Source organism: Ruegeria sp. CI1 (genome assembly GCF_056536925.1).
Window position 1 is genome coordinate 62,968 of the sequence record NZ_JBQFQP010000001.1, and the last position, 18,261, is coordinate 81,228.

15 protein-coding genes are annotated in these 18,261 nt (G+C 62.7%); 2 read left to right on the plus strand and 13 right to left on the minus strand.

Annotation, left to right across the window (positions count from 1 at the left end; all coding sequences use genetic code 11):
* Positions 1 to 8: 8 nt before the first annotated feature.
* From ACR0LZ_RS00335 to ACR0LZ_RS00370, 8 genes are read right to left on the minus strand one after another with little or no spacing between them, the layout of a single operon-like run.
* Positions 9 to 911 (minus strand): FAD:protein FMN transferase, encoded by a 903-nt coding sequence (locus ACR0LZ_RS00335; protein WP_480747772.1) that lies wholly within the window; start codon positions 909 to 911, stop codon positions 9 to 11.
* Complete coding sequence (locus tag ACR0LZ_RS00340) at positions 908 to 1,426, minus strand: nitrous oxide reductase accessory protein NosL (protein ID WP_480747773.1); 519 nt, start codon at positions 1,424 to 1,426, stop codon at positions 908 to 910. The genes ACR0LZ_RS00335 and ACR0LZ_RS00340 overlap by 4 nt, the downstream gene beginning before the upstream one ends.
* Complete coding sequence (locus tag ACR0LZ_RS00345; RefSeq protein WP_480747774.1) at positions 1,423 to 2,244, minus strand: ABC transporter permease; 822 nt, start codon at positions 2,242 to 2,244, stop codon at positions 1,423 to 1,425. Before ACR0LZ_RS00345 ends, ACR0LZ_RS00340 begins: the two co-directional genes overlap by 4 nt.
* Entirely contained in the window at positions 2,241 to 3,134 is an 894-nt protein-coding gene (locus ACR0LZ_RS00350; protein WP_480747775.1) for an ABC transporter ATP-binding protein, read from the minus strand. Before ACR0LZ_RS00350 ends, ACR0LZ_RS00345 begins: the two co-directional genes overlap by 4 nt.
* On the minus strand, positions 3,124 to 4,380 hold the full coding sequence (locus ACR0LZ_RS00355) for a nitrous oxide reductase family maturation protein NosD (protein WP_480747776.1): 1,257 nt from the start codon (positions 4,378 to 4,380) through the stop codon (positions 3,124 to 3,126). Before ACR0LZ_RS00355 ends, ACR0LZ_RS00350 begins: the two co-directional genes overlap by 11 nt.
* 3 nt (positions 4,381 to 4,383) lie before the next feature.
* Positions 4,384 to 6,291 (minus strand): TAT-dependent nitrous-oxide reductase, encoded by a 1,908-nt coding sequence (gene nosZ / locus ACR0LZ_RS00360; RefSeq protein ID WP_480747777.1) that lies wholly within the window; start codon positions 6,289 to 6,291, stop codon positions 4,384 to 4,386.
* A gap of 14 nt (positions 6,292 to 6,305) precedes the next feature.
* The gene (locus ACR0LZ_RS00365; RefSeq protein ID WP_480747778.1) at positions 6,306 to 8,483 is read right to left on the minus strand and encodes a 4Fe-4S binding protein; all 2,178 of its coding nucleotides are present in this window, start codon (positions 8,481 to 8,483) and stop codon (positions 6,306 to 6,308) included.
* The gene (locus ACR0LZ_RS00370) at positions 8,474 to 8,935 is read right to left on the minus strand and encodes a DUF2946 family protein (RefSeq protein WP_480747779.1); all 462 of its coding nucleotides are present in this window, start codon (positions 8,933 to 8,935) and stop codon (positions 8,474 to 8,476) included. The genes ACR0LZ_RS00365 and ACR0LZ_RS00370 overlap by 10 nt, the downstream gene beginning before the upstream one ends.
* Positions 8,936 to 9,130: 195 nt before the next feature.
* Between ACR0LZ_RS00370 and ACR0LZ_RS00375 the strand changes: the two genes are divergently transcribed.
* On the plus strand, positions 9,131 to 10,930 hold the full coding sequence (locus ACR0LZ_RS00375) for an NAD(P)-binding domain-containing protein (RefSeq protein WP_480747780.1): 1,800 nt from the start codon (positions 9,131 to 9,133) through the stop codon (positions 10,928 to 10,930).
* 41 nt (positions 10,931 to 10,971) lie between these two features.
* Here ACR0LZ_RS00375 and ACR0LZ_RS00380 read toward each other — a convergent pair whose 3' ends face one another.
* Positions 10,972 to 13,482 (minus strand): adenosylcobalamin-dependent ribonucleoside-diphosphate reductase, encoded by a 2,511-nt coding sequence (locus ACR0LZ_RS00380; RefSeq protein WP_480747781.1) that lies wholly within the window; start codon positions 13,480 to 13,482, stop codon positions 10,972 to 10,974.
* A 129-nt stretch (positions 13,483 to 13,611) separates the two neighbouring features.
* Between ACR0LZ_RS00380 and ACR0LZ_RS00385 the strand changes: the two genes are divergently transcribed.
* Entirely contained in the window at positions 13,612 to 14,043 is a 432-nt protein-coding gene (locus ACR0LZ_RS00385; protein ID WP_480747782.1) for a DUF1489 family protein, read from the plus strand.
* A gap of 12 nt (positions 14,044 to 14,055) precedes the next feature.
* Here ACR0LZ_RS00385 and hisG read toward each other — a convergent pair whose 3' ends face one another.
* The 4 genes from hisG to ACR0LZ_RS00405 all read right to left on the minus strand — a co-directional run bounded on the left by hisG (position 14,056) and on the right by ACR0LZ_RS00405 (position 18,238).
* The gene (gene hisG / locus ACR0LZ_RS00390) at positions 14,056 to 14,745 is read right to left on the minus strand and encodes an ATP phosphoribosyltransferase (RefSeq protein ID WP_480747783.1); all 690 of its coding nucleotides are present in this window, start codon (positions 14,743 to 14,745) and stop codon (positions 14,056 to 14,058) included.
* The gene (locus ACR0LZ_RS00395) at positions 14,742 to 15,830 is read right to left on the minus strand and encodes an ATP phosphoribosyltransferase regulatory subunit (protein WP_480747784.1); all 1,089 of its coding nucleotides are present in this window, start codon (positions 15,828 to 15,830) and stop codon (positions 14,742 to 14,744) included. The genes hisG and ACR0LZ_RS00395 overlap by 4 nt, the downstream gene beginning before the upstream one ends.
* 2 nt (positions 15,831 to 15,832) lie before the next feature.
* Positions 15,833 to 17,317 carry a histidine--tRNA ligase gene (gene hisS, locus ACR0LZ_RS00400; protein WP_480747785.1) on the minus strand — a complete coding sequence of 495 codons (1,485 nt, stop codon included), beginning with the start codon at positions 17,315 to 17,317 and terminating at the stop codon, positions 15,833 to 15,835.
* Between the two features lie 117 nt (positions 17,318 to 17,434).
* Entirely contained in the window at positions 17,435 to 18,238 is an 804-nt protein-coding gene (locus ACR0LZ_RS00405; RefSeq protein ID WP_480747786.1) for a crotonase/enoyl-CoA hydratase family protein, read from the minus strand.
* Positions 18,239 to 18,261 lie beyond the last annotated feature (23 nt).

Below are 18,261 nucleotides of genomic sequence, written 5' to 3' on the forward strand. Positions count from 1 at the left end.
TCCGGACCCTACAGAAGCATCTCCAACTTTGCCTGCGGGAACCTGGAAAGGACGTTTGCGGCCTTCTCTGCCGAAAGCAGGCACAAGGCCGTCGAAAGCCCATCCGCCACGGCCGCGCGCGGAGCAGACACCGATACGGTTTGATGCACAGCATACCCACCGCGCGGGTCCAGGATATGACCCTGTTGCGCGCTCAGCATGGTGCCGCTTGGGGTCGATGTGGCTACGGCTCGGTCGCGCAACGTTATCCGCTGACGGACGGTTTCGTCAGGACCGACCAGCCCGACGCTCCAGGCCGAACCGTCGGCATGCGCGCCCAGCGCCGCGATCTCGCCCATGTCCACGAGTACGTCTCGCAACCCGAACGATTTCAACAAATCGGCGATGCGGTCCGTTATCGCGCCCTGCGCAATGCCGTTGAGGGTCAGCCCTGACAGTCCGGGCTGAGCCAGCCGTACGTCGTGCGACGTGACACGAACTCTTTCCCATCCGACCGCGGCGCGGGCCGCGTCGATTTCGGCCTGCCTTTTGCCCAAAGCCAGCGCCATCCACAACGGCTGTACACTGGGATCGAATGCCCCATCGGTCGCCTCGTTCAAAGAAGAACACAGGCTGAGGATATCCAGCAATTCCGGCGCGGGGTCTTGAAGGTACCCTAGCGCGTTCAACTGGCTGAGCTGAGAGTCCGGGCGGTATAGGCTGAAAATCCGTTCCAGCCGCTCCAATTCCGCCTCGATTGCGGCGAAGATGGGCGCAGCCTGCACCTCATCAAGTCCTTCAAGGCGCAGGCTGGCCCCCGCGCCCAGCGAAATGCCACGCCACCGGGCAACCGGTGCAGCGAATGCACCCGTGGGCAGCGCCGCGCAGGCGGCGGAAACGGTCAGAAAGCGGCGGCGTGAAACAAGTGTCATGCCGGTGTCTCCAGCGTCAGGTCCAGATCGACGGGGCCAAGAACCTCGGCCTCGGGAATGTCAGACAGCGGCAGGGCCTTGCCGCCGTATTGGTCGATAAATGTCATCGCGGCGGCAGGATCGGCAAAGGGAACGACCTCGGGCGCGCCCATTCCGCCTGCCACATTGGCGCCAACGACAAAGGTAGCGGCACCGGCATCGATCCAATTGGATATACCGGGGTTCGCCCAGTTTTGCGCGGCCCCCATGTCGCTGACATAGACGGCCGTTATTTCGGCATCCCGCTCCGGTCCCTTGAGGTAGGCCAGCATGTCCCGCACCTGCGCAAAGAACAGCGGCGCAGGATGGCCTTCCAGGTGGATCTGGCCCTTGGGTCCACCGTGTTCGGCGACATTCATCTGGCAGAAGTAGCTGAGCGCGACCTCGGTCAGGTCAACCGGCGCAGGGGGCGCGGCGGCCTGTTCCTCCTTGCATGCAGAAAGCGCGAACAGAGCAATCAGGGCGAGGCGTCTCATGGTTCGACCCTCCGGAAAGCGAGACGGGCCAGGGCAAAGCCCAGCACCGGCCAGATCAACAGCGAAGCCGGAGCGGCCCACACAGGCAGCGCCTGCGCCGCGCCGGTCATGCCCGAAGCCATTGCCACGCTTTCGGTCGCGGCGATGTTCCAGAGACGGAATGCGTCGGCCGGGTTAGCCACCATCACCCATGGAAAGACGGATTGGGTGAAGTTGCCGCTTTTGTCCATGACCACGGCCCCCAAAAGCCCCAGATCATAGAGAACGACAAAGATGAGCCAGAGCCCGGCCGACAGACCTGCCGCCGCCGTGGCGCCCCGTGCCAGGGCCGACAGCAGGTAACCCAGCGCCAGAAACACGGCGCCTAACAGGATCGAAGTCACGATAAGACGCGCCAGCGCCAACAGGCTTTCCGGCCCCGCACCGCCGAACCATGCCGCCACCGCCCCGGCAGTGCCAAAGCCGACGGCCATGGCAAAGGCCAGTGCCGCAAGATGCGCGGTGAACTTGCCCAACAGGATTTCACCACGCCCTGCAGGATAGGACAGCAGCAAGGCCAGGCTGCCCCGATCCACGTCGCCGGCGATGGCGTCGAATGAAATCATCAGGGCCAGCAGCGGCGCGAGGTAGACCGACAGCGTGGTCATCGACGCCACAGATACTGTCAGCATGTCGACACCCAGCGTACCAGTCGGCGCGCTGCCGGCAAATGTCAGCGCCAGCGCAAACAGCACCATGATCAGCGTCGCCACCAGCAGCCAGCGGTTTCGGCGCAATATCAGCATTTCGGCGCGGGTTATGGCAAGAAACCGAGTCATTGCAGGCCCTCCCGTGCGTAGTGACGATAGAGATCTTCCAACTTGGGCGGTGTCATCTCGACATCTGCCACTGCATCGCCCAGCCCTGCAATCCGACGCAGGGCCTGCATCTTGTCCGCAGGCGAACAAAGCAATTCGACCGATGCGCCATTGACGCGGCTGCCGCCCAGTTCTGCAGCCAGAGCCTCGGCATTTTGCGACGCGCGCACGCGCAGCCGGATCGGCAGCCCCGCCAGTTCCGACAGATTCGACAAGGTATCATCTGCTACCTTCACGCCCCTGCGCAAAATGGCGATGCGGTCGGTACGGGCCTCGACCTCGGTCAGGGCGTGGCTGGCGATCAGCACTGCTGTGCCATGCCCCGCCAACTCGTCGATGATAGCGTAAAGATCCTGGCGCGAGATCGGATCAAGCCCGCTGGTAGGTTCGTCCAGCAGGGCCACTTTGGGGCGGCCCAACAGAACCTGCGCCAGCCCGAGACGCTGCCGCATTCCCTTGGAATAGGTGCCGATGCGACGATCCAGGGCTTCACTCAGTCCGACACGATCAAGCAGACTGGCAATGTCGGCTTTCTCTCCAGACAAGCTGGCGAACAGGCTCAGTTGCTCACGCCCGGTCAGGGCAGGATGGAACGATACCGCCTCGGGCAAGTAGGCCGTATCGCGCCGCGCGGTCGCGCTGCCGGGATGGGCATCGCCGACACGGATCGATCCGCCGTCGATGGGGATCAGCCCAAGAATGGATTTGATCAGCGTCGACTTGCCCGCTCCGTTGTGACCCAACAGCGCCACGCGCTCGCCGGGGGCAAGGGTCAGGTCAACGTCGCTCAGAACGCGGTTGGGGCCGCGATCCTTGCATACTTTCTGAATAGTCAGGGCCTTATCCGTCATGAGGCACCTTTTGCATTGCTAGGGGTTTCGGGGCTTGCATCAGGGGATTGCTGTCGATCACGCCACCCGGCAACAATGCCGGAAAGGCCGATTGCGACCAGCGCACCAGTTGCACGGCCGGGGAGCCGAGCAACAGTTTGGCTGCGGGTTGAGTCCACAACACCTGATCCATGCTATCGTTGGGGCGATAGGGGGCGTCGGCGACACCGTCGCCGTTCACGTCATAGGCCGCAAAATCGGACCAATAGTTGCCGCGACCGTCCTCGGACCATTCGACCCAGCGGGTCGATACGTATTTAACCTGTGTGCGGTTGCCGACAAACGCATTGCCGACAATCCTGTTGCCCTCGGACCCGGCGGTGAAATGGATGCCGATGCCGCACCCTTCGAACCAGTTGTCCGAGAATTCGTTCTTGTTGGCATTGTAGAGGAAGGTGCACTTTTCCTTGGCCCCCTTCACCACATTGCCCGAGATCACGCTCTGGTTGGCATAGTTCAGCATGACTCCGTGTTCCCGATCGCCGATCGAGACGTTGTCGGTAATCTTCACCCGTTTGGTGAACATCACGGCATAGCCAAGATCGTTGCCGATTGAAACATTGCCCGAGACCTCGGAATTGTCGGCGTACATGTAGTGTACGGCAAAGCGAAGGTCGCGAAACAGGTTGTTCGTGAACGTGTTTTTCTTGGACGAATTCACGAAGATCCCGTCGCGGCCATATTGGATGTCATTGCCATCGACCACCGCGCCCGGAGCGTTCCAGACATAGACGCCATTGCCACGCGAATTCATGTGGCGGTCCTGGCGACCTTCGATCCGGTTGCCCTTCACAAGGCTGTCTCTGGCCCCGTGAATGTCGACGCCATAGAGGTTGCCGATCAGAACGTTATCCTCGACCACCGGCGCTTTGGCCGTCTTGGTCAGCTTGATGCCGCTGTCGATCCCTTCATGATCCGAGCCCGAGCCGATCACTGTCAGACCGCGCACGGTTACACCCGGCCCGGTGATGGTGATGACGCTGCCTGCGCCCTGTCCGTCGATAGTGGCCTGCCCCAGCCCGTCGATGGTGACGGGCCGGTCCAGAACCAACTGCTCTGTGTAAACGCCTGGCGACAGGCGAAGGGTGTCTCCCTCCTCCGCCTGCGCCAATGTCTCAGCAATGGCCCCTGCCCGATTGGGTACATCCCATTCCGCCGCCCAGAGGGGCGAGCCGAGCAGGAGCGGTATCAGCAGGGACCAGCGCATGGGTTATGCTCCCCGCGGCTCGACGAACATCCGGCCGCGCATCTCCATGTGAAGCGCGTGGCAGAACCACTGGCAGTAGAACCAGTGCACGCCCGGACGGTCGGCAATGAACGTGACCGAGGCGGTGGCCTGCGGCGCAACTTCCATCGCGATACCGAAGTTCGACAGGCAGAAGCCGTGGGTCACATCATCCACGTCATCCAGGTTGGTGACATAGACCGTCACTTCATCACCTTGTTTGACGGTGAACTTCTCCATGCTGAACACGGGCGCGGTCGAGGTCATGTAGACCCGCACTTTGTTGCCATCCCGGATCGGTTCCTCGGCACCTTCGTCCAGATCGACACCGTCAGCGGCAGCCTGCGCACGCGCCTCTTCCCACATCGGGTCGTTGCGGTCCCAGACGTTGACCGGGTTCACCTTGGACCGGTGAACAATGATCGAGTCATGCGGTTCGGCAAAGGTCGGGCCGTCATGGACCACCTTCATCTTGTCACCGGAGATATCGATCAGCTGCTCATTCTCGGGCTTCAGCGGGCCTACGTTCAGGAAGCGGTCCTTCGAGAACTTGTTCATCGAAATCAGCCACTTGCCGTCGGCTTCGGCAGTTTCACCCATCGAGGTCGAGTTGTGACCCGGCTGGTAATGCACGTCGACCTTGTCGACGATCGGGTCAACATCGGCACCTGCATAGGCCTCGATCGCCTTGGCGATGTTCCACTTCACCACCTGGCTGTCCAGGAACAGGGTGGTATAGGCGTTGCCCTTGCCGTCGAACGCAGTGTGAAGCGGGCCAAGACCCAGCTGCGGCTCGGCGACAACAGCAGAACGCGGATCGGCGTTTTCGCTGAACAGCGCATCGACCTTTTCCACATCGATCACGGACACGGTCGGCGACAGCTTGCCGTTGATCATGATGTGTTTCTTGTCGGGTGCTGCGTTCACACCGTGCGGCGAGTTCGGGATCGGGATGTACCGGGTCAGGTTTCCACCCGCCTCTTTACGTCCGTCCACGACCTTGACGCCGTTCAGTTCCTGATAGTTCCCGGCCGCTACGGCCTCTTCGATACCTTTGAGGTTGAACACGACCACATGGTCCAGCTCGTTCTCGGTCATCTCGGCCAGGTTCATACCCATTTCCGAGTTGTACGAGGTCGAGAAGGCGTATTTGCCCTGATAGTCGCAGTCGGTGTTGTCGAGGTTGCCCGACACCATCACCTGCCACGCGATTTCCATCGTATCACCGTCGATGGCGGTAAAGATGTTCACGTATTGCGACGGATCATCAAGGATCGAGCCATCATTGACCAGCGGTGCCTCGTGTTCACCATTGGCGAAAATATAGCCGGTGCGCGGGTATTTCTGTGGGCGCAGGCCGTGGATGTCGTGCGCGTTCGGGATCTCGATGATCTTGTCGCATTTCATCACGTCACAACGCACACGGGCCACGCGGGTGTTGGCTTTGTCGTTCATGAACAGATAACGGCCATCATAGGTGCCGTCGGTGAACGACATATGCGGGTGGTGCAGGTCGCCGTTGTCATAGGTGACCTTGCCGTTCGCAGCCAGGTATTCCTTGGTTTCAGGCAGCAGGCCTTCGGTCAGAACCTTCAGCGACTCGTTGGTCTGGCCCCAGCCCGTGGCCGAGCAGCGGTTGAACACCGGCACCCGCATCAGTTCGCGCATGGACGGCACGCCCAGAATGCGCAACTCGCCGGACTGGCCCGAGGACCAGAAGCCGTAATATTCGTCCAGCTCACCTGGCTCCAGGCTTGCATTGGCCGCGGCAGATGCCTCGCGGGCGGTCATCAGGGTCGAGCCCAGACCGGTGCCGGCCAGCACCGCGCCAGTGGCGGATGCTCCCAACAATCCGCGGCGGGTGACGTTCAGTTTTTTATCGTGTTCCGACATGATCGTTCCTCCTTTCAGGAAACTTCTTGCGGTTTGGCGTTTGGATGGTTCGCCGGTGGTTGTCCGAGCGGGGTCTTGAGATCGACCGACCCTGTCTTGGCCCGCCGTTTGATCTGGCGGATGACGACGGGACATTTGGTCTCGGACTGATAGAGCACCTGACAATGCAGGCAGGTGACGCACTCGTTCGGATTGATCTCACCGGTGGGGTGGATCGCCTGAACGGGGCATTCATTGGCGCAGGTCTGACAGGGCGTGCCGCAATCTTTGTAGCGGCGCAGCCAGTCGAACATGCGGATACGGGCAGGGATCGCCAGCGCTCCGCCCAGCGGGCAAAGATAGCGGCAATAGAACCGCTCAACGAACAGCCCGATCCCCAGCAGGACCAGCGCAAAGACCACAAACGGCCAGTCGCGCATGAATTTCAGAATGATCGCGGTCTTGAACGGCTCGATCTCGGCATATTGCTCGGCCAGCGGGATCGACACGAAACTCAGACCAAAAAGGCCCAGGAAGATCATGTATTTAGCAGGCCACAGGCGCTCGTTCAGACCCCAAGGCAAAGTCCATTGCGGCACTTTGAACGCCCGCGCGATCTTGTTGGTCAGCTCCTGAAGCGCGCCAAACGGGCACAGCCAGCCACAATAGGCCCCACGGCCCCAGAACAGCAGGGCGGCGGCCACGGCAAACCACTGGATAAAGACCAGCGGATCCAGCAGGAACGCGTCCCACGAGAACCCAGTGCGCAGGCTGCCCGCCAGCGCCATCAGGTTCACCACGCTCAGCTGTGCATTGGCATACCAGCCGATGAAGAACAGGGTCATCGTCAGATAGCCGATACGGAACCAGTAGAACACGCGCGCATTCATCGTGGCGTGGAACTGGAAGAAGAACGTCGCCGTCAGCACCAGCAGCATGACACCAAGCCCGGCAATCTCGACGGTGCGGTCCTTCCAGATTCGTTTCCACAATGCCGCCTTGGCAGCCGCTTCGCCGGTTGCATCATCCACGACCGATGGGGCGGTGACGGGCAACAGGTACTGTTCCGGCAGCTTGTATCCCAGATCGAAGGTCAGAAAGGTCTTTTCCACAGCCCCGACGGCACGCTGCACCAGCAATTGCAGGCGGAACGGCTCGGCCGGGTCAAACTCGGCATCAGCCGGGATCTTGAAAATATCCAGTTCAGTAAAGCTGGGGGCATCCGGTGCTGCAACCTCACCCAGACGGCGCTGCTGCTTGTCGAAGAACCGCACCGAACTGTCGCCCTGGATCAGCTGAATCCGGTCAAAGATCCCACCCCGGACATAGCCCGACCCCTTGAAACTATAGGCCCCGCGACCCAGTACCAGAATGGCCTGTTCGCCTTCGTTCAGCCAGTTGGTCAGGTTCTGGTACTCGGCCTCACCCAGCAGCGACTTGCCGATGGACGGGACCGAGACCAGCGCCATATGCATGTCAATGAAAGTGTCATCCGGCTCACCCTGTTCGGGGCGCTTGATCGCGCGCTGATCCCCGGTGGCTTCAAAGGCAGCATTGACCTGACCGACATCCAGCGTCATGCGCCGGACCGAGCCGTCTCCGGAAAGGGTAGTCCAGTCGTAGACCGCATCCTGCGCCATGTCGACTTCGCGCTGCGGCCCGTCAGCCTGCACCGGGGACAAACCGCCCAGACCCAGCGCGCGGGCCACTTTGATCCCGCCGCGCACAAGGCTGTCATCGATCACCATGATCGTCACGGTCGCGCCCGAGATGATGTCGAGGTCATGCCCCTCACCCCCGGTCTCGGCCTCTCGTTTCAGGTCAAGGCCCGCATAGCCTTCGGTCAGTTCGACCATCCGGGAATTGGGAATGCCGATCAGAACGATGGGTTCGGAATGCTTGACCAGCTGAACGCCGGTCAGAACAGCATCCGCGTCGATGGCGGCAACCACGTGAATGGGTTTGCCGGAATATCCGGTCGTGCCTACAAAGTCCGAAGTCAGAAAAGCCCACGCGATAGTTTCACCGCCTCGAAGGACCGGGGCAACTTTCACGTCGCTGCGTACCGGGCCAAACGCGTCGGCGCCCGGGGCCAGGTCAGCCGGATCAATGTCAGGAAGAAAGCTGGCAAGACTGTCGGCGCGCGCACTGATTGCGACAACGCAGGACAGAACGAGGGCCAGAAGGAAATGGATTGCGCGACTTACGACCACGGCGCACCTCCGGTTACTTGGATTGACGCCATGGACGCGCGCGGGGCGCGTTCGGTTCTGTCTTGGGGCGCGCACGGGGGGCCCCGGCCAGCGGGCCAGAGATGCTGTGACTTGTGCGAAATGTACAGGTCGTGCACCCCCCATTGTTCATTTTGTACAAAACGAAGCGGGTCGATTTGGGGCATCTGCGGCAATGGCGCGGCGGCTGTCACCGCGCACAGGGCGCAGTGCGCGCAGTCCTGGCAGGGGCCGGTGTCGGGGTTATTGTCTTCAGGAGTCACCTGTACCCACACCGCCCCTGCCTCCGAGCAGATTTCCATCCATTCACCCTGCTCCGCGCTCGCCAGCGACGGAGCGACAAGCTGCAACAGCAACAGGAGGATGCCCAAAACCCCAGCCACCGCTTGGAACGCGCGGGCGGTTAGGAAAGGATTAGGGCGACGGGCGAACATGTAAAATCCGACTCGGAATTGGTATACGCCCCGAGTCCTACGCCTGATTTGAATCGGGCAACTTGACTTAGGTCAGGTCCTTGAGCGCAGCCGCATTCAAACCCGCCTTGGCCCGGCTTTTTCGAAAAGCTGGATCGAAATGGAAAAATTCCCTTAGACTGTCCTGAACAAGGCAAACAAAAAAGGGAGGAGAAGATGCTCGACACGACATTGACGGACCAGACGCAGGAATTTCTGGATGCGTTTGGCAAGGCCCTTGAGCAGGGTGACATCGAGGCCGCAACCGGAATGTTTCAGGACGATTGCTATTGGCGGGATCTGGTTTCGTTCACGTGGAACATCAAAACGGTCGAGGGCAAGGCGCAGGTGGCCGACATGCTGCGCCACCAACTGGCCACGACAAAGCCGCGGAACTGGAAAGTTGCCGACGGCGAGCTTGCCGCCGAAGATGGCGGAGTAATCACCGCCTGGATCGAGTTCGAAACGGAGGTGGCGCGCGGCTATGGTCTGTTGCGCCTTAGGGACGGGCGGATCTGGACCCTGCTGACGACGATGGTGGAACTCAAGGGGCATGAAGAGCCGAAGGGTTTCCAGCGCCCGCTGGGAGCGAAACACGGAGCGGGCAAGCACCGCACCACCTGGAAAGAGGAGCGCGAGGCGGAAGAGGCGGAGCTTGGGTACAAGACCCAGCCTTATTGCCTGATCATCGGTGGCGGTCAGGGCGGGATCGCCCTGGGCGCAAGGCTGCGTCAGCTTGGCGTGCCGACCATCATCGTCGAGCGCAACGACCGTCCCGGCGACAGCTGGCGCAACCGCTACAAGTCTTTGTGCCTGCATGACCCGGTCTGGTATGACCACCTGCCCTATATCAAGTTCCCCGAGAACTGGCCGGTGTTTTCGCCCAAGGACAAGATCGGCGACTGGCTGGAAATGTATACCAAGGTCATGGAGCTGAACTATTGGACCCGGACCACGGCCAAATCCGCCAGCTATGATGCGGCGGCCAAGGAATGGACCGTGGTCGTGGACCGCGACGGCGAAGAGGTCGTGCTGAAGCCCAGGCAACTGGTGATGGCGACCGGCATGTCGGGCAAGGCCAATATGCCGAATTTCCCCGGCATGGAAAAATTCAGGGGCGATCAGCACCATTCCTCGCGGCATCCCGGCCCGGACAGGTACAAGGGCAAGAAGGCGGTGATCGTCGGCTCGAACAACTCGGCCCATGATATCGCGGCGGCGCTGTGGGAGAACGATGTCGACGTCACCATGGTGCAGCGGTCCTCGACCCATATCGTGCGGTCGGACACTTTGATGGAGATCGGTCTGGGCGATCTTTATTCCGAGCGCGCGGTTCAGGCCGGCATGACCACGGAAAAGGCCGATCTGATCTTTGCCTCGCTGCCTTATGCGATCCTGCACGAGTTCCAGATCCCCGCCTATGCGGCGATGAAGGAGCAGGACAAGGCGTTTTATGACGGGCTTGAGAAAGCGGGGTTCTGGCTGGATTGGGGCGACGACGAGTCCGGCTTGTTCATGAAGTACCTGCGGCGCGGTTCAGGCTATTACATCGATATCGGAGCCAGCCAGCTGATCATTGACGGTGAGATCAAGATCAGGCGCGGGCAGGTTGTTGAGGTTGATGAAACCGGGGTGATCCTGGATGACGGCACCCATCTGGACGCGGACGTCATCGTCTATGCCACCGGCTATAACTCGATGAACGGCTGGGTGGCCGATCTGGCCGGGCAGGAGATGGCCGACAGGGTCGGCAAGGTCTGGGGGCTGGGGTCGGACACCACCAAGGATCCGGGGCCGTGGGAAGGCGAAGAGCGCAACATGTGGAAACCGACCCGGCAGGAGGCGCTGTGGTTCCACGGTGGCAACCTGCATCAGTCACGGCACTATTCGCAGTTCCTGTCGCTGCAGATCAAGGCCCGGATGGAGGGCATCGACACGCCGGTCTATGGCCTGCAGGAAGTGCACCACCTGTCCTGAGGCATGGCACGGGCCGGGGTTTCCGGCCCGTCAGCGCGCAATCACTGGCACTTGGAATAGCCGCAGCTGCGGCAGGTCATGCAGCCTTCGATCATCTGCATGTCGTACTGGCCGCAGCTGGGGCAGGCCTTGCCGCGTGATTCACCCGCGTTGACCACTTGTGCCTGGGGGTCGGATTTCAGGCCCATCCCCTCGCCTTCCAGAAAGCCGATGGCGACCATGTGCTGTTCGATCACGCCGCCGATCGCGGCCAGGATCGAGGGGATGTATTTGCCCTTGACCCACGCCCCGCCGCGCGGGTCGAACACGGCCTTCAGCTCTTCGACCACAAAGGACACGTCGCCGCCGCGCCGGAACACGGCCGAGATCATCCGGGTCAGCGCCAGCGTCCAGGCGTAATGTTCCATGTTCTTGGAGTTGATGAACACTTCGAACGGGCGGCGGCGCCCCGAGATGATGATGTCGTTGATGGTCAGATAGATCGCGTGCTCGCTGTCGGGCCATTTCAGCTTGTAGGTCGACCCTTCGAGCGATTGCGGGCGGTCCAGCGGTTCCGACATGTAGATGACGTCGCCGTGGGGGCGCTGAGGTTCGGCGTCGTCCGAATTCGAAATAACCTCAGGTGCTGGCTTGGTTTCTCCAAAGAGTATCCAACCAGCGGGTACCTTTAATGCTTTAGCTGCTTTCGCCGCGAGTTCTTTGGAGAGTTCACGCTTGCCGTTGAGAACAGGGCCGATAACTTGCTCGGACGTGCCTATAGCTTCGGCCAATGCACGCTTTGTCGGCAATCCCGCGTTTTCCCTAGCCCAATCCAGACGTGCAGGAACAGTCTCCAACTGGGGCAGCTCCTTTTTTTCCTCCGCAACACTCAAAACGCTCCCCGTCACGTCATTGGGGCGATAGGTCGTGCAGCCTTTGCAGCCCTGATCCCAGGCCTGCATGTAGACGTCCTTGAAGGCGTCAAAGCTGATGTCCTCGGGGCAGTTGATGGTCTTGGAAATCGAGCTGTCGATCCATTTCTGCGCCGCCGCCTGCATCCTGACATGATCAAGGGGTGTCAGGGTCTGGGCATTGACGAAATAGTCGGGCAGCGCCGCGTCGCCGAATTTGTCGCGCCACATCTGAACGGCGTAATCCACCACCTCTTCCTCGGTGCGCGAGCCGTCTTTCTGCAGCACCTTGCGGGTGTAGGCATAGGCAAAGACAGGCTCGATCCCCGACGACACGTTCCCGGCATAAAGCGAAATCGTGCCGGTGGGCGCAATCGAGGTCAGCAGCGCGTTGCGGATGCCGTGTTCGCGGATCGCGTCGCGCACGTCATCGTCCATGGCGCGCATGGTGCCGCTGGCCAGGAATTTTTCGGCGTCGAACAGGGGGAACGCGCCTTTCTCCTTGGCCAGATCGACCGACGCCAGGTATGCGGCGCGGGCGATGGCGTGCAACCAGCGTTCGGTCTGGTGCGCCGCCTCGTCCGAGCCATAGCGCAGGCCCAGCATCAGGAGAGCGTCGGCCAGCCCGGTGACGCCAAGGCCGATGCGGCGTTTGGCCTGCGCTTCGGCGGCCTGTTCGGGCAGCGGGAATTTCGACACGTCCACCACGTTGTCCATCATCCGCACGGCTGTCGCCACCAGATCCCCGAGCGCCGCGGGGTCCAGTTCCGCGTTCGCCTCGAACGGGTTGGTGACCAGCCGCGCCAGGTTGACCGAGCCCAGCAGGCAGGCCCCATAGGGCGGCAACGGCTGTTCGCCGCAGGGGTTGGTGGCGGCGATGGTTTCGACATAGCTGAGGTTGTTGGCCTGATTGATGCGGTCGATGAAGATCACGCCCGGTTCGGCATAGTCATAGGTCGCCTGCATGATCTTGTTCCACAGATCGCGCGCCTGCACGGTGTGATAGATCTTGTTGTCGAAGACCAGCTCCCACGGGCCGTCGGCCTTGACCGCCTCCATGAAAGCGTCGGTCACCAGCACCGACATGTTGAACATGCGCAGGCGGGCCGGGTCGGATTTGGCGGTGATGAACTGTTCGATATCGGGGTGATCGCAGCGCATGGTCGCCATCATCGCGCCGCGACGCGAGCCCGCGGACATGATCGTGCGGCACATGGCGTCCCACACATCCATAAAGCTGAGCGGGCCCGAGGCATCTGCCGCCACGCCTTTTACATCCGCGCCGCGCGGGCGGATGGTCGAGAAATCGTAACCGATGCCGCCGCCCTGCTGCATGGTCAGCGCGGCCTCTTTCAGCATGTCGAAGATACCGCCCATGCTGTCGGGGATGGTGCCCATGACGAAGCAGTTGAACAGCGTCACCTGCCGCGCGGTGCCTGCGCCTGCGGTGATGCGCCCGGCGGGCAAGTATTTGAAATCTTCCAGCGCCTCGAAGAATTTATCCTCCCAATGCGCGGGGTCATTCTCGACCCGCGCGAGATCACGGGCGATGCGCCGCCAGCTGTCTTCAACCGTCTGATCGATGGGGGTGCCATCCGCCTGTTTGAAGCGGTATTTCATATCCCAGATCTGCTCGGCGATGGGGGCGGCAAAGCGGCTCATGTGTGATTCCCTGTTCCGGAAGAGGTATCCAGATTAAACCTATTGTGAGGCTCGTCACAATAGGTTGATGAATTCTGTTGCCGGGCTACAATATGAAGTCGGGCCTTGGGACGACTCTGTGGGGAAGTTGTGGATAAGTACATCAACCTGATCAAGCTTTCGGTCGGCTCGGAAAGCGTTGACACGCTGGACGAGTGGCAGCGCACGCGCGCAGCGCAGACCGAGGACGGGTTGCCGCGCCATGTCACCCGCATGTGGCCCAAGCGCGAGACCGAGATATTGAACGGCGGTTCGATCTATTGGGTGATCAAGGGTCTGGTGCAGTGCCGCCAGCGCATCCTGCGGCTGGACGAGGTGATGGGGCAGGACGGCATCCGCCGCTGCGCCATCGTGCTGGAACCGGACCTGCATCGCACCCAGAGCGCGCAGAAACGCCCGTTTCAGGGCTGGCGTTACCTGAAGCCCGAGGACACGCCGCCCGACCTGCCCAGAGGGCGGGTGCAGGACGATGCGCTGCCGGACGAGTTGAACCGGGCGCTGGCCGAGATTGGCGTGCTGTAGGGCAGACGCCCGTCAGCGCAGCTTGTCGATCAGGGCGGTCAGGGTCTTTTTGTCCTGGCCTTCGCAATGCGCAACGCGGCTGCGCCACAGCGTGGCCTGCGATTTGAGAACCAGACCGTCCGCCAGGATCTTGAGATGGTTGGCGCGCAGCGTCTCGCCGCTGGAGGTGATATCGGCTATCGCCTCGGCGGTTTCGTTCTTGACGGTGCCTTCGGTCGCGCCCTGGCTGTCGACCAGCGTGTAATCGGCGACGCCGGCCCCGTTCAGGAACTCGCGCACCAGACGGTGATACTTGGTGGCGATGCGCAGGCGGTGGCCGTGCGAGCGGCGAAAGGCCGAGGCCGCCGCGTCCAGATCATCGAGCGTATCCACATCGACCCAGCAGGCCGGAACCGCGACCACCAGATCGGCCTGACCAAATCCGAGCGCGGCCACGTGTTCAAGCTGCTGTTCCCAGCGGGGCAGCTTTTCGTGGATCAGGTCGGTTCCGGTGACGCCCATGTGTATGCGTCCCGCCGCCAGTTCGCGGGGAATTTCCCCGGCGGACAGCAGCACCAGAGACACCCCGTCGATGCCATCGACGCGACCGGCATATTCGCGGTCGGCCCCGGCCCGGCTGAGCGAGACGCCCCGCTTTTCGAACCATGCAAAGGTCTTGTCCATGAGCCGGCCCTTGGAGGGAACACCCAGTTTCACGCTCATGCCGCGGCCTCCTCGATCTCGAGCATCAGGTCGGGGCGCAGCACGCCGCCGATGGCGGGGATTTCCTTGCCATTGCCCAGATGCCGCGTCAGCGCGTCATAGCGCCCGCCGGTTGCGACGGGAGGCAGGTCGGGACGGCCCTCGGCATAGAAGCCAAAGACGAAACCGTCGTAATACTCCATCGAGGTCCGGCCATAGGAGGCCTCGAAATCCAGCCGGTCGACATCGACGCCGCGCGCCGCAAGGGCCTTGATCCGCGCTTCGAGCCGGTCGAGCGCCGGGGTGATCTGCGGCAGGTCCACCGCCACGTCACGCAGGCGCTCCAGCGCAAAGGGCATGGTTTCGCGCACCGCCATCAGAGTTTCCAGACCGGCGATCTCATGATCCGAGATCGGACCCGCCGCCTTGTCCGCGCGCAGCGCCTCGATCCGCTCGGCGATCTCGGCCACGCCGCGCTTGCCGATGGCCGGAGCGTCGCAGGCCATCGGATTGGCCGAGGCCAGCAGCGCCGTACGGCTTGCCGGTTCCGCAGCCCGTCCGGAAAAGCGGTCGATCAGCGCCCGGAACCGCCGGGGCCGCCACAGGTGGCGCATCAGCGCGGCCTTGCGCCGTTCGGTCGTGTTCAGCCCCTGAACGGCGGCGATCAGGATGCCGATATCGCCGGTGGCCGCCCGCAGGGGCAGCCCGCGCAGTTGCAGGGCAAAGAGCGAGAACACCTCGGCATCGGCTGCCGCCGGGTCCTCGCGGTCGAACACCTCATAGCCCACCTGCACGTATTCATTGGCGCGGTCGGGGTCGAGTTCCTGACGGCGGAACACCTCGCCCGAATAGGTGTAGCGGGCCGGTTCGGCGCCGTCGTTCATATGCATCTGCACCACCGGCACGGTGAAATCGGGGCGCAGCATCTGTTCGCCCCGCAGCGCGTCCGAGGTGACATAAGCGCGGGCGCGGATATCCTCGCCGTAAAGGTCAAGCAGCAAATCCGCCGGTTGCAGCAGCGGCGGGTCGACCACCTGCGCGCCGGCGGCCTCGAAACGCACGCGCATCATCGCGGCGCGGGCCTGTATCTGGGACCGGTTCGGCATCGTCAGCCCTGCCCGTCGAGGATTTCACGCACCTTGGCGACCAGGTCGGCGCGCGGCACCTCGAACTGGCTGGGGCGTTCTTTCCATTCTTCCAGCGTGGCGCTTTCGGCGATCTTGGCGCCAAGGATCAGGTCCTTGATCTGCACGATGCCCTTGGCCTTTTCGTCGCCGCCTTCGATCACCGCGACCGGAGAGTTGCGCTTGTCCGCGTATTTGAGCTGATTGCCGAAGTTCTTGGGGTTGCCCAGATAGACCTCGGCCCGGATGCCGGCGTTGCGCAGCTCGGCCACCATCGCCTGATAGTCGGCCATGCGGTCGCGATCCATCACCGTCACCACGACGGGGCCATGTTCAACGGCCTGCATCCGGCCCTTTTCGCGCAGGGCCGCCAGCAGCCGGTCAACACCGATGGACACGCCGGTTGCGGGCACTTCCTGTCCGGTGAAGCGCTTGACCAGATCGTCATAGCGCCCGCCACCCGCGACCGAGCCGAACTGCCGCTTGCGGCCTTTCTCGTCGAAGATTTCAAAGGTCAGCTCGGCCTCGTAGACCGGGCCGGTATAGTAGCCGAGGCCACGGACGACGGAGGGGTCGATGACGATGCGGTCGGGGCCGTAGCCTAGGGCGGCAAGGAGGTCAGCGATCTGTTCCAGTTCAGCAATCCCATCCGCCCCGATCTCGCTGTCACCCACCGCAATGCGAAGGTTGGCCAGTGTTCCGGCGGTGTCTGCGGCTTTCGACGTCAGGAAGGCGATAACCGGCTCGGCCTGATCATCGCTAAGGCCGACACCGTCGATAAACGCGCCCGACGCGTCCAGACGACCCTTGGTCAGCAACTCGCGTACACCCTGTTCACCTACCTTGTCGAACTTGTCGATAGTGCGGAGGACCGCGTCGCGCTGCGCTTCGTCGGCTAGCCCCATGGTTTCCAGCACACCATTCAAAACCTTCCGGTTGTTCACCCGGATCAGGTAATCCCCACGGGGAATTCCGACCTCTTCCAGCGTGTCGGCCAGCATGGCGCAGATCTCGGCGTCGGCGGCCATCGAGGCGGTGCCGACCGTATCGGCATCGCATTGATAGAATTGACGGTACCGCCCCGGCCCCGGCTTTTCGTTGCGCCAGACCGGACCCATCGCATAGCGGCGATAAGGCGTCGGCAGGTCGTTGCGGTGCTGGGCATAGACGCGGGCCAGCGGCGCGGTCAGGTCATAGCGCAGCGCCATCCAGTCACCCTGCCCGCCCTCGTCAAACTCCTGCCACGCAAAGACGCCCTCGTTCGGGCGATCCACGTCGGGCAGGAACTTGCCCAGCGCCTCGACGGTTTCCACCGCGCTGCTTTCCAGCGCGTCAAAGCCGTACCGATGATAGACGCCTGCGATGGTTCGCAGCATCTCGGCGCGCTGCGTGACTTCCGAGCCGAAATAGTCGCGGAACCCTTTCGGCGTCACGGCCTTGGGGCGGGGCTGTTTCTTGGGCTTGGCCATTTGGGGCGTCCTTGCGGATATTCCTGTTTCGCGCGCGGTCTAGCCGATGGTCCACGCAGGGGCAAGGCAATGCGCTGCCGCAGGCCCGCATGTCGGGTCATTCCCCTGGCCGTTCCGTCAGATTTCGCGGAAATCCCCAGACCGCCCCCTGCCCGAGGCAAACCGCGCCGCGCCCGCGCGCCCCTCGGCGGTGAATGCGGCGGCCGAGCGCCATTCGCGGCGCAGGGCGGCGGCCAGATCGGCGGGCGGCATCCGGGCCGACAGGTGATCGGCGCGCAGACAGGCCTGCGGAAAGCGGGCGAGATCGCGGGCCAGATCCTGCGCCACCGCCAGAGCCTCGCCCTTGGGGCAGGTCCGGTTGGCAAAGCCCAGGGTCAAAGCCTCGGCGTCGTCGACGGGGCGTCCGGTGAGGATCAGGTCGTTGGCCCGCCCCTGCCCCAGAATCGCGGGCAGCCTGACGGTGCCGCCGTCGATCAGCGGCACGCCCCATCGGCGGCAGAACACGCCAGTCACCGCGCCCTTGGCCATCACCCGCAGATCGCACCACGCGGCCAGTTCCATGCCGCCCGCCACCGCCGGGCCTTCGATGGCGGCGATGACCGGTTTCGAGAGCATCAGCCGCGACGGCCCCATCGGGCCGGGGCGCGGGTCATGGATCGGGTCGGTCCAGCCGGCGGGAATGTCCAGCGAGGAAATCCAGCCATCTGCCTGCCCCGATCCGGCCGCCTTGAGATCGAAGCCCGCGCAGAAATAGCCGCCCGTGCCGGTCAGAATGGCGACTTGTTGCGTCTCGTCCGCCTCGAAGGCGAGAAACGCAGCGTAAAGCGCCCGCGCCGTGGCGGGATCGACCGCGTTGCGCGCCTCGGGGCGGTTGAGGGCGATGGTGGTGATCGGCCCGGTGATGTCTGTCAGAATGGTCATGGCGGTCCCCTCCTGCTTTTCAG

Coding starts and splice junctions, on each gene's coding strand:
- ACR0LZ_RS00335 (WP_480747772.1), bottom strand. CDS start 911: ATGACACTTGTTTCACGCCGCCGCTTTCTGACCGTTTCCGCCGCCTGC.
- ACR0LZ_RS00340 (WP_480747773.1), bottom strand. CDS start 1,426: ATGAGACGCCTCGCCCTGATTGCTCTGTTCGCGCTTTCTGCATGCAAG.
- ACR0LZ_RS00345 (WP_480747774.1), bottom strand. CDS start 2,244: ATGACTCGGTTTCTTGCCATAACCCGCGCCGAAATGCTGATATTGCGC.
- ACR0LZ_RS00350 (WP_480747775.1), bottom strand. CDS start 3,134: ATGACGGATAAGGCCCTGACTATTCAGAAAGTATGCAAGGATCGCGGC.
- ACR0LZ_RS00355 (WP_480747776.1), bottom strand. CDS start 4,380: ATGCGCTGGTCCCTGCTGATACCGCTCCTGCTCGGCTCGCCCCTCTGG.
- nosZ (WP_480747777.1), bottom strand. CDS start 6,291: ATGTCGGAACACGATAAAAAACTGAACGTCACCCGCCGCGGATTGTTG.
- ACR0LZ_RS00370 (WP_480747779.1), bottom strand. CDS start 8,935: ATGTTCGCCCGTCGCCCTAATCCTTTCCTAACCGCCCGCGCGTTCCAA.
- ACR0LZ_RS00375 (WP_480747780.1), top strand. CDS start 9,131: ATGCTCGACACGACATTGACGGACCAGACGCAGGAATTTCTGGATGCG.
- ACR0LZ_RS00380 (WP_480747781.1), bottom strand. CDS start 13,482: ATGAGCCGCTTTGCCGCCCCCATCGCCGAGCAGATCTGGGATATGAAA.
- hisG (WP_480747783.1), bottom strand. CDS start 14,745: ATGAGCGTGAAACTGGGTGTTCCCTCCAAGGGCCGGCTCATGGACAAG.
- ACR0LZ_RS00395 (WP_480747784.1), bottom strand. CDS start 15,830: ATGCCGAACCGGTCCCAGATACAGGCCCGCGCCGCGATGATGCGCGTG.
- hisS (WP_480747785.1), bottom strand. CDS start 17,317: ATGGCCAAGCCCAAGAAACAGCCCCGCCCCAAGGCCGTGACGCCGAAA.
- ACR0LZ_RS00405 (WP_480747786.1), bottom strand. CDS start 18,238: ATGACCATTCTGACAGACATCACCGGGCCGATCACCACCATCGCCCTC.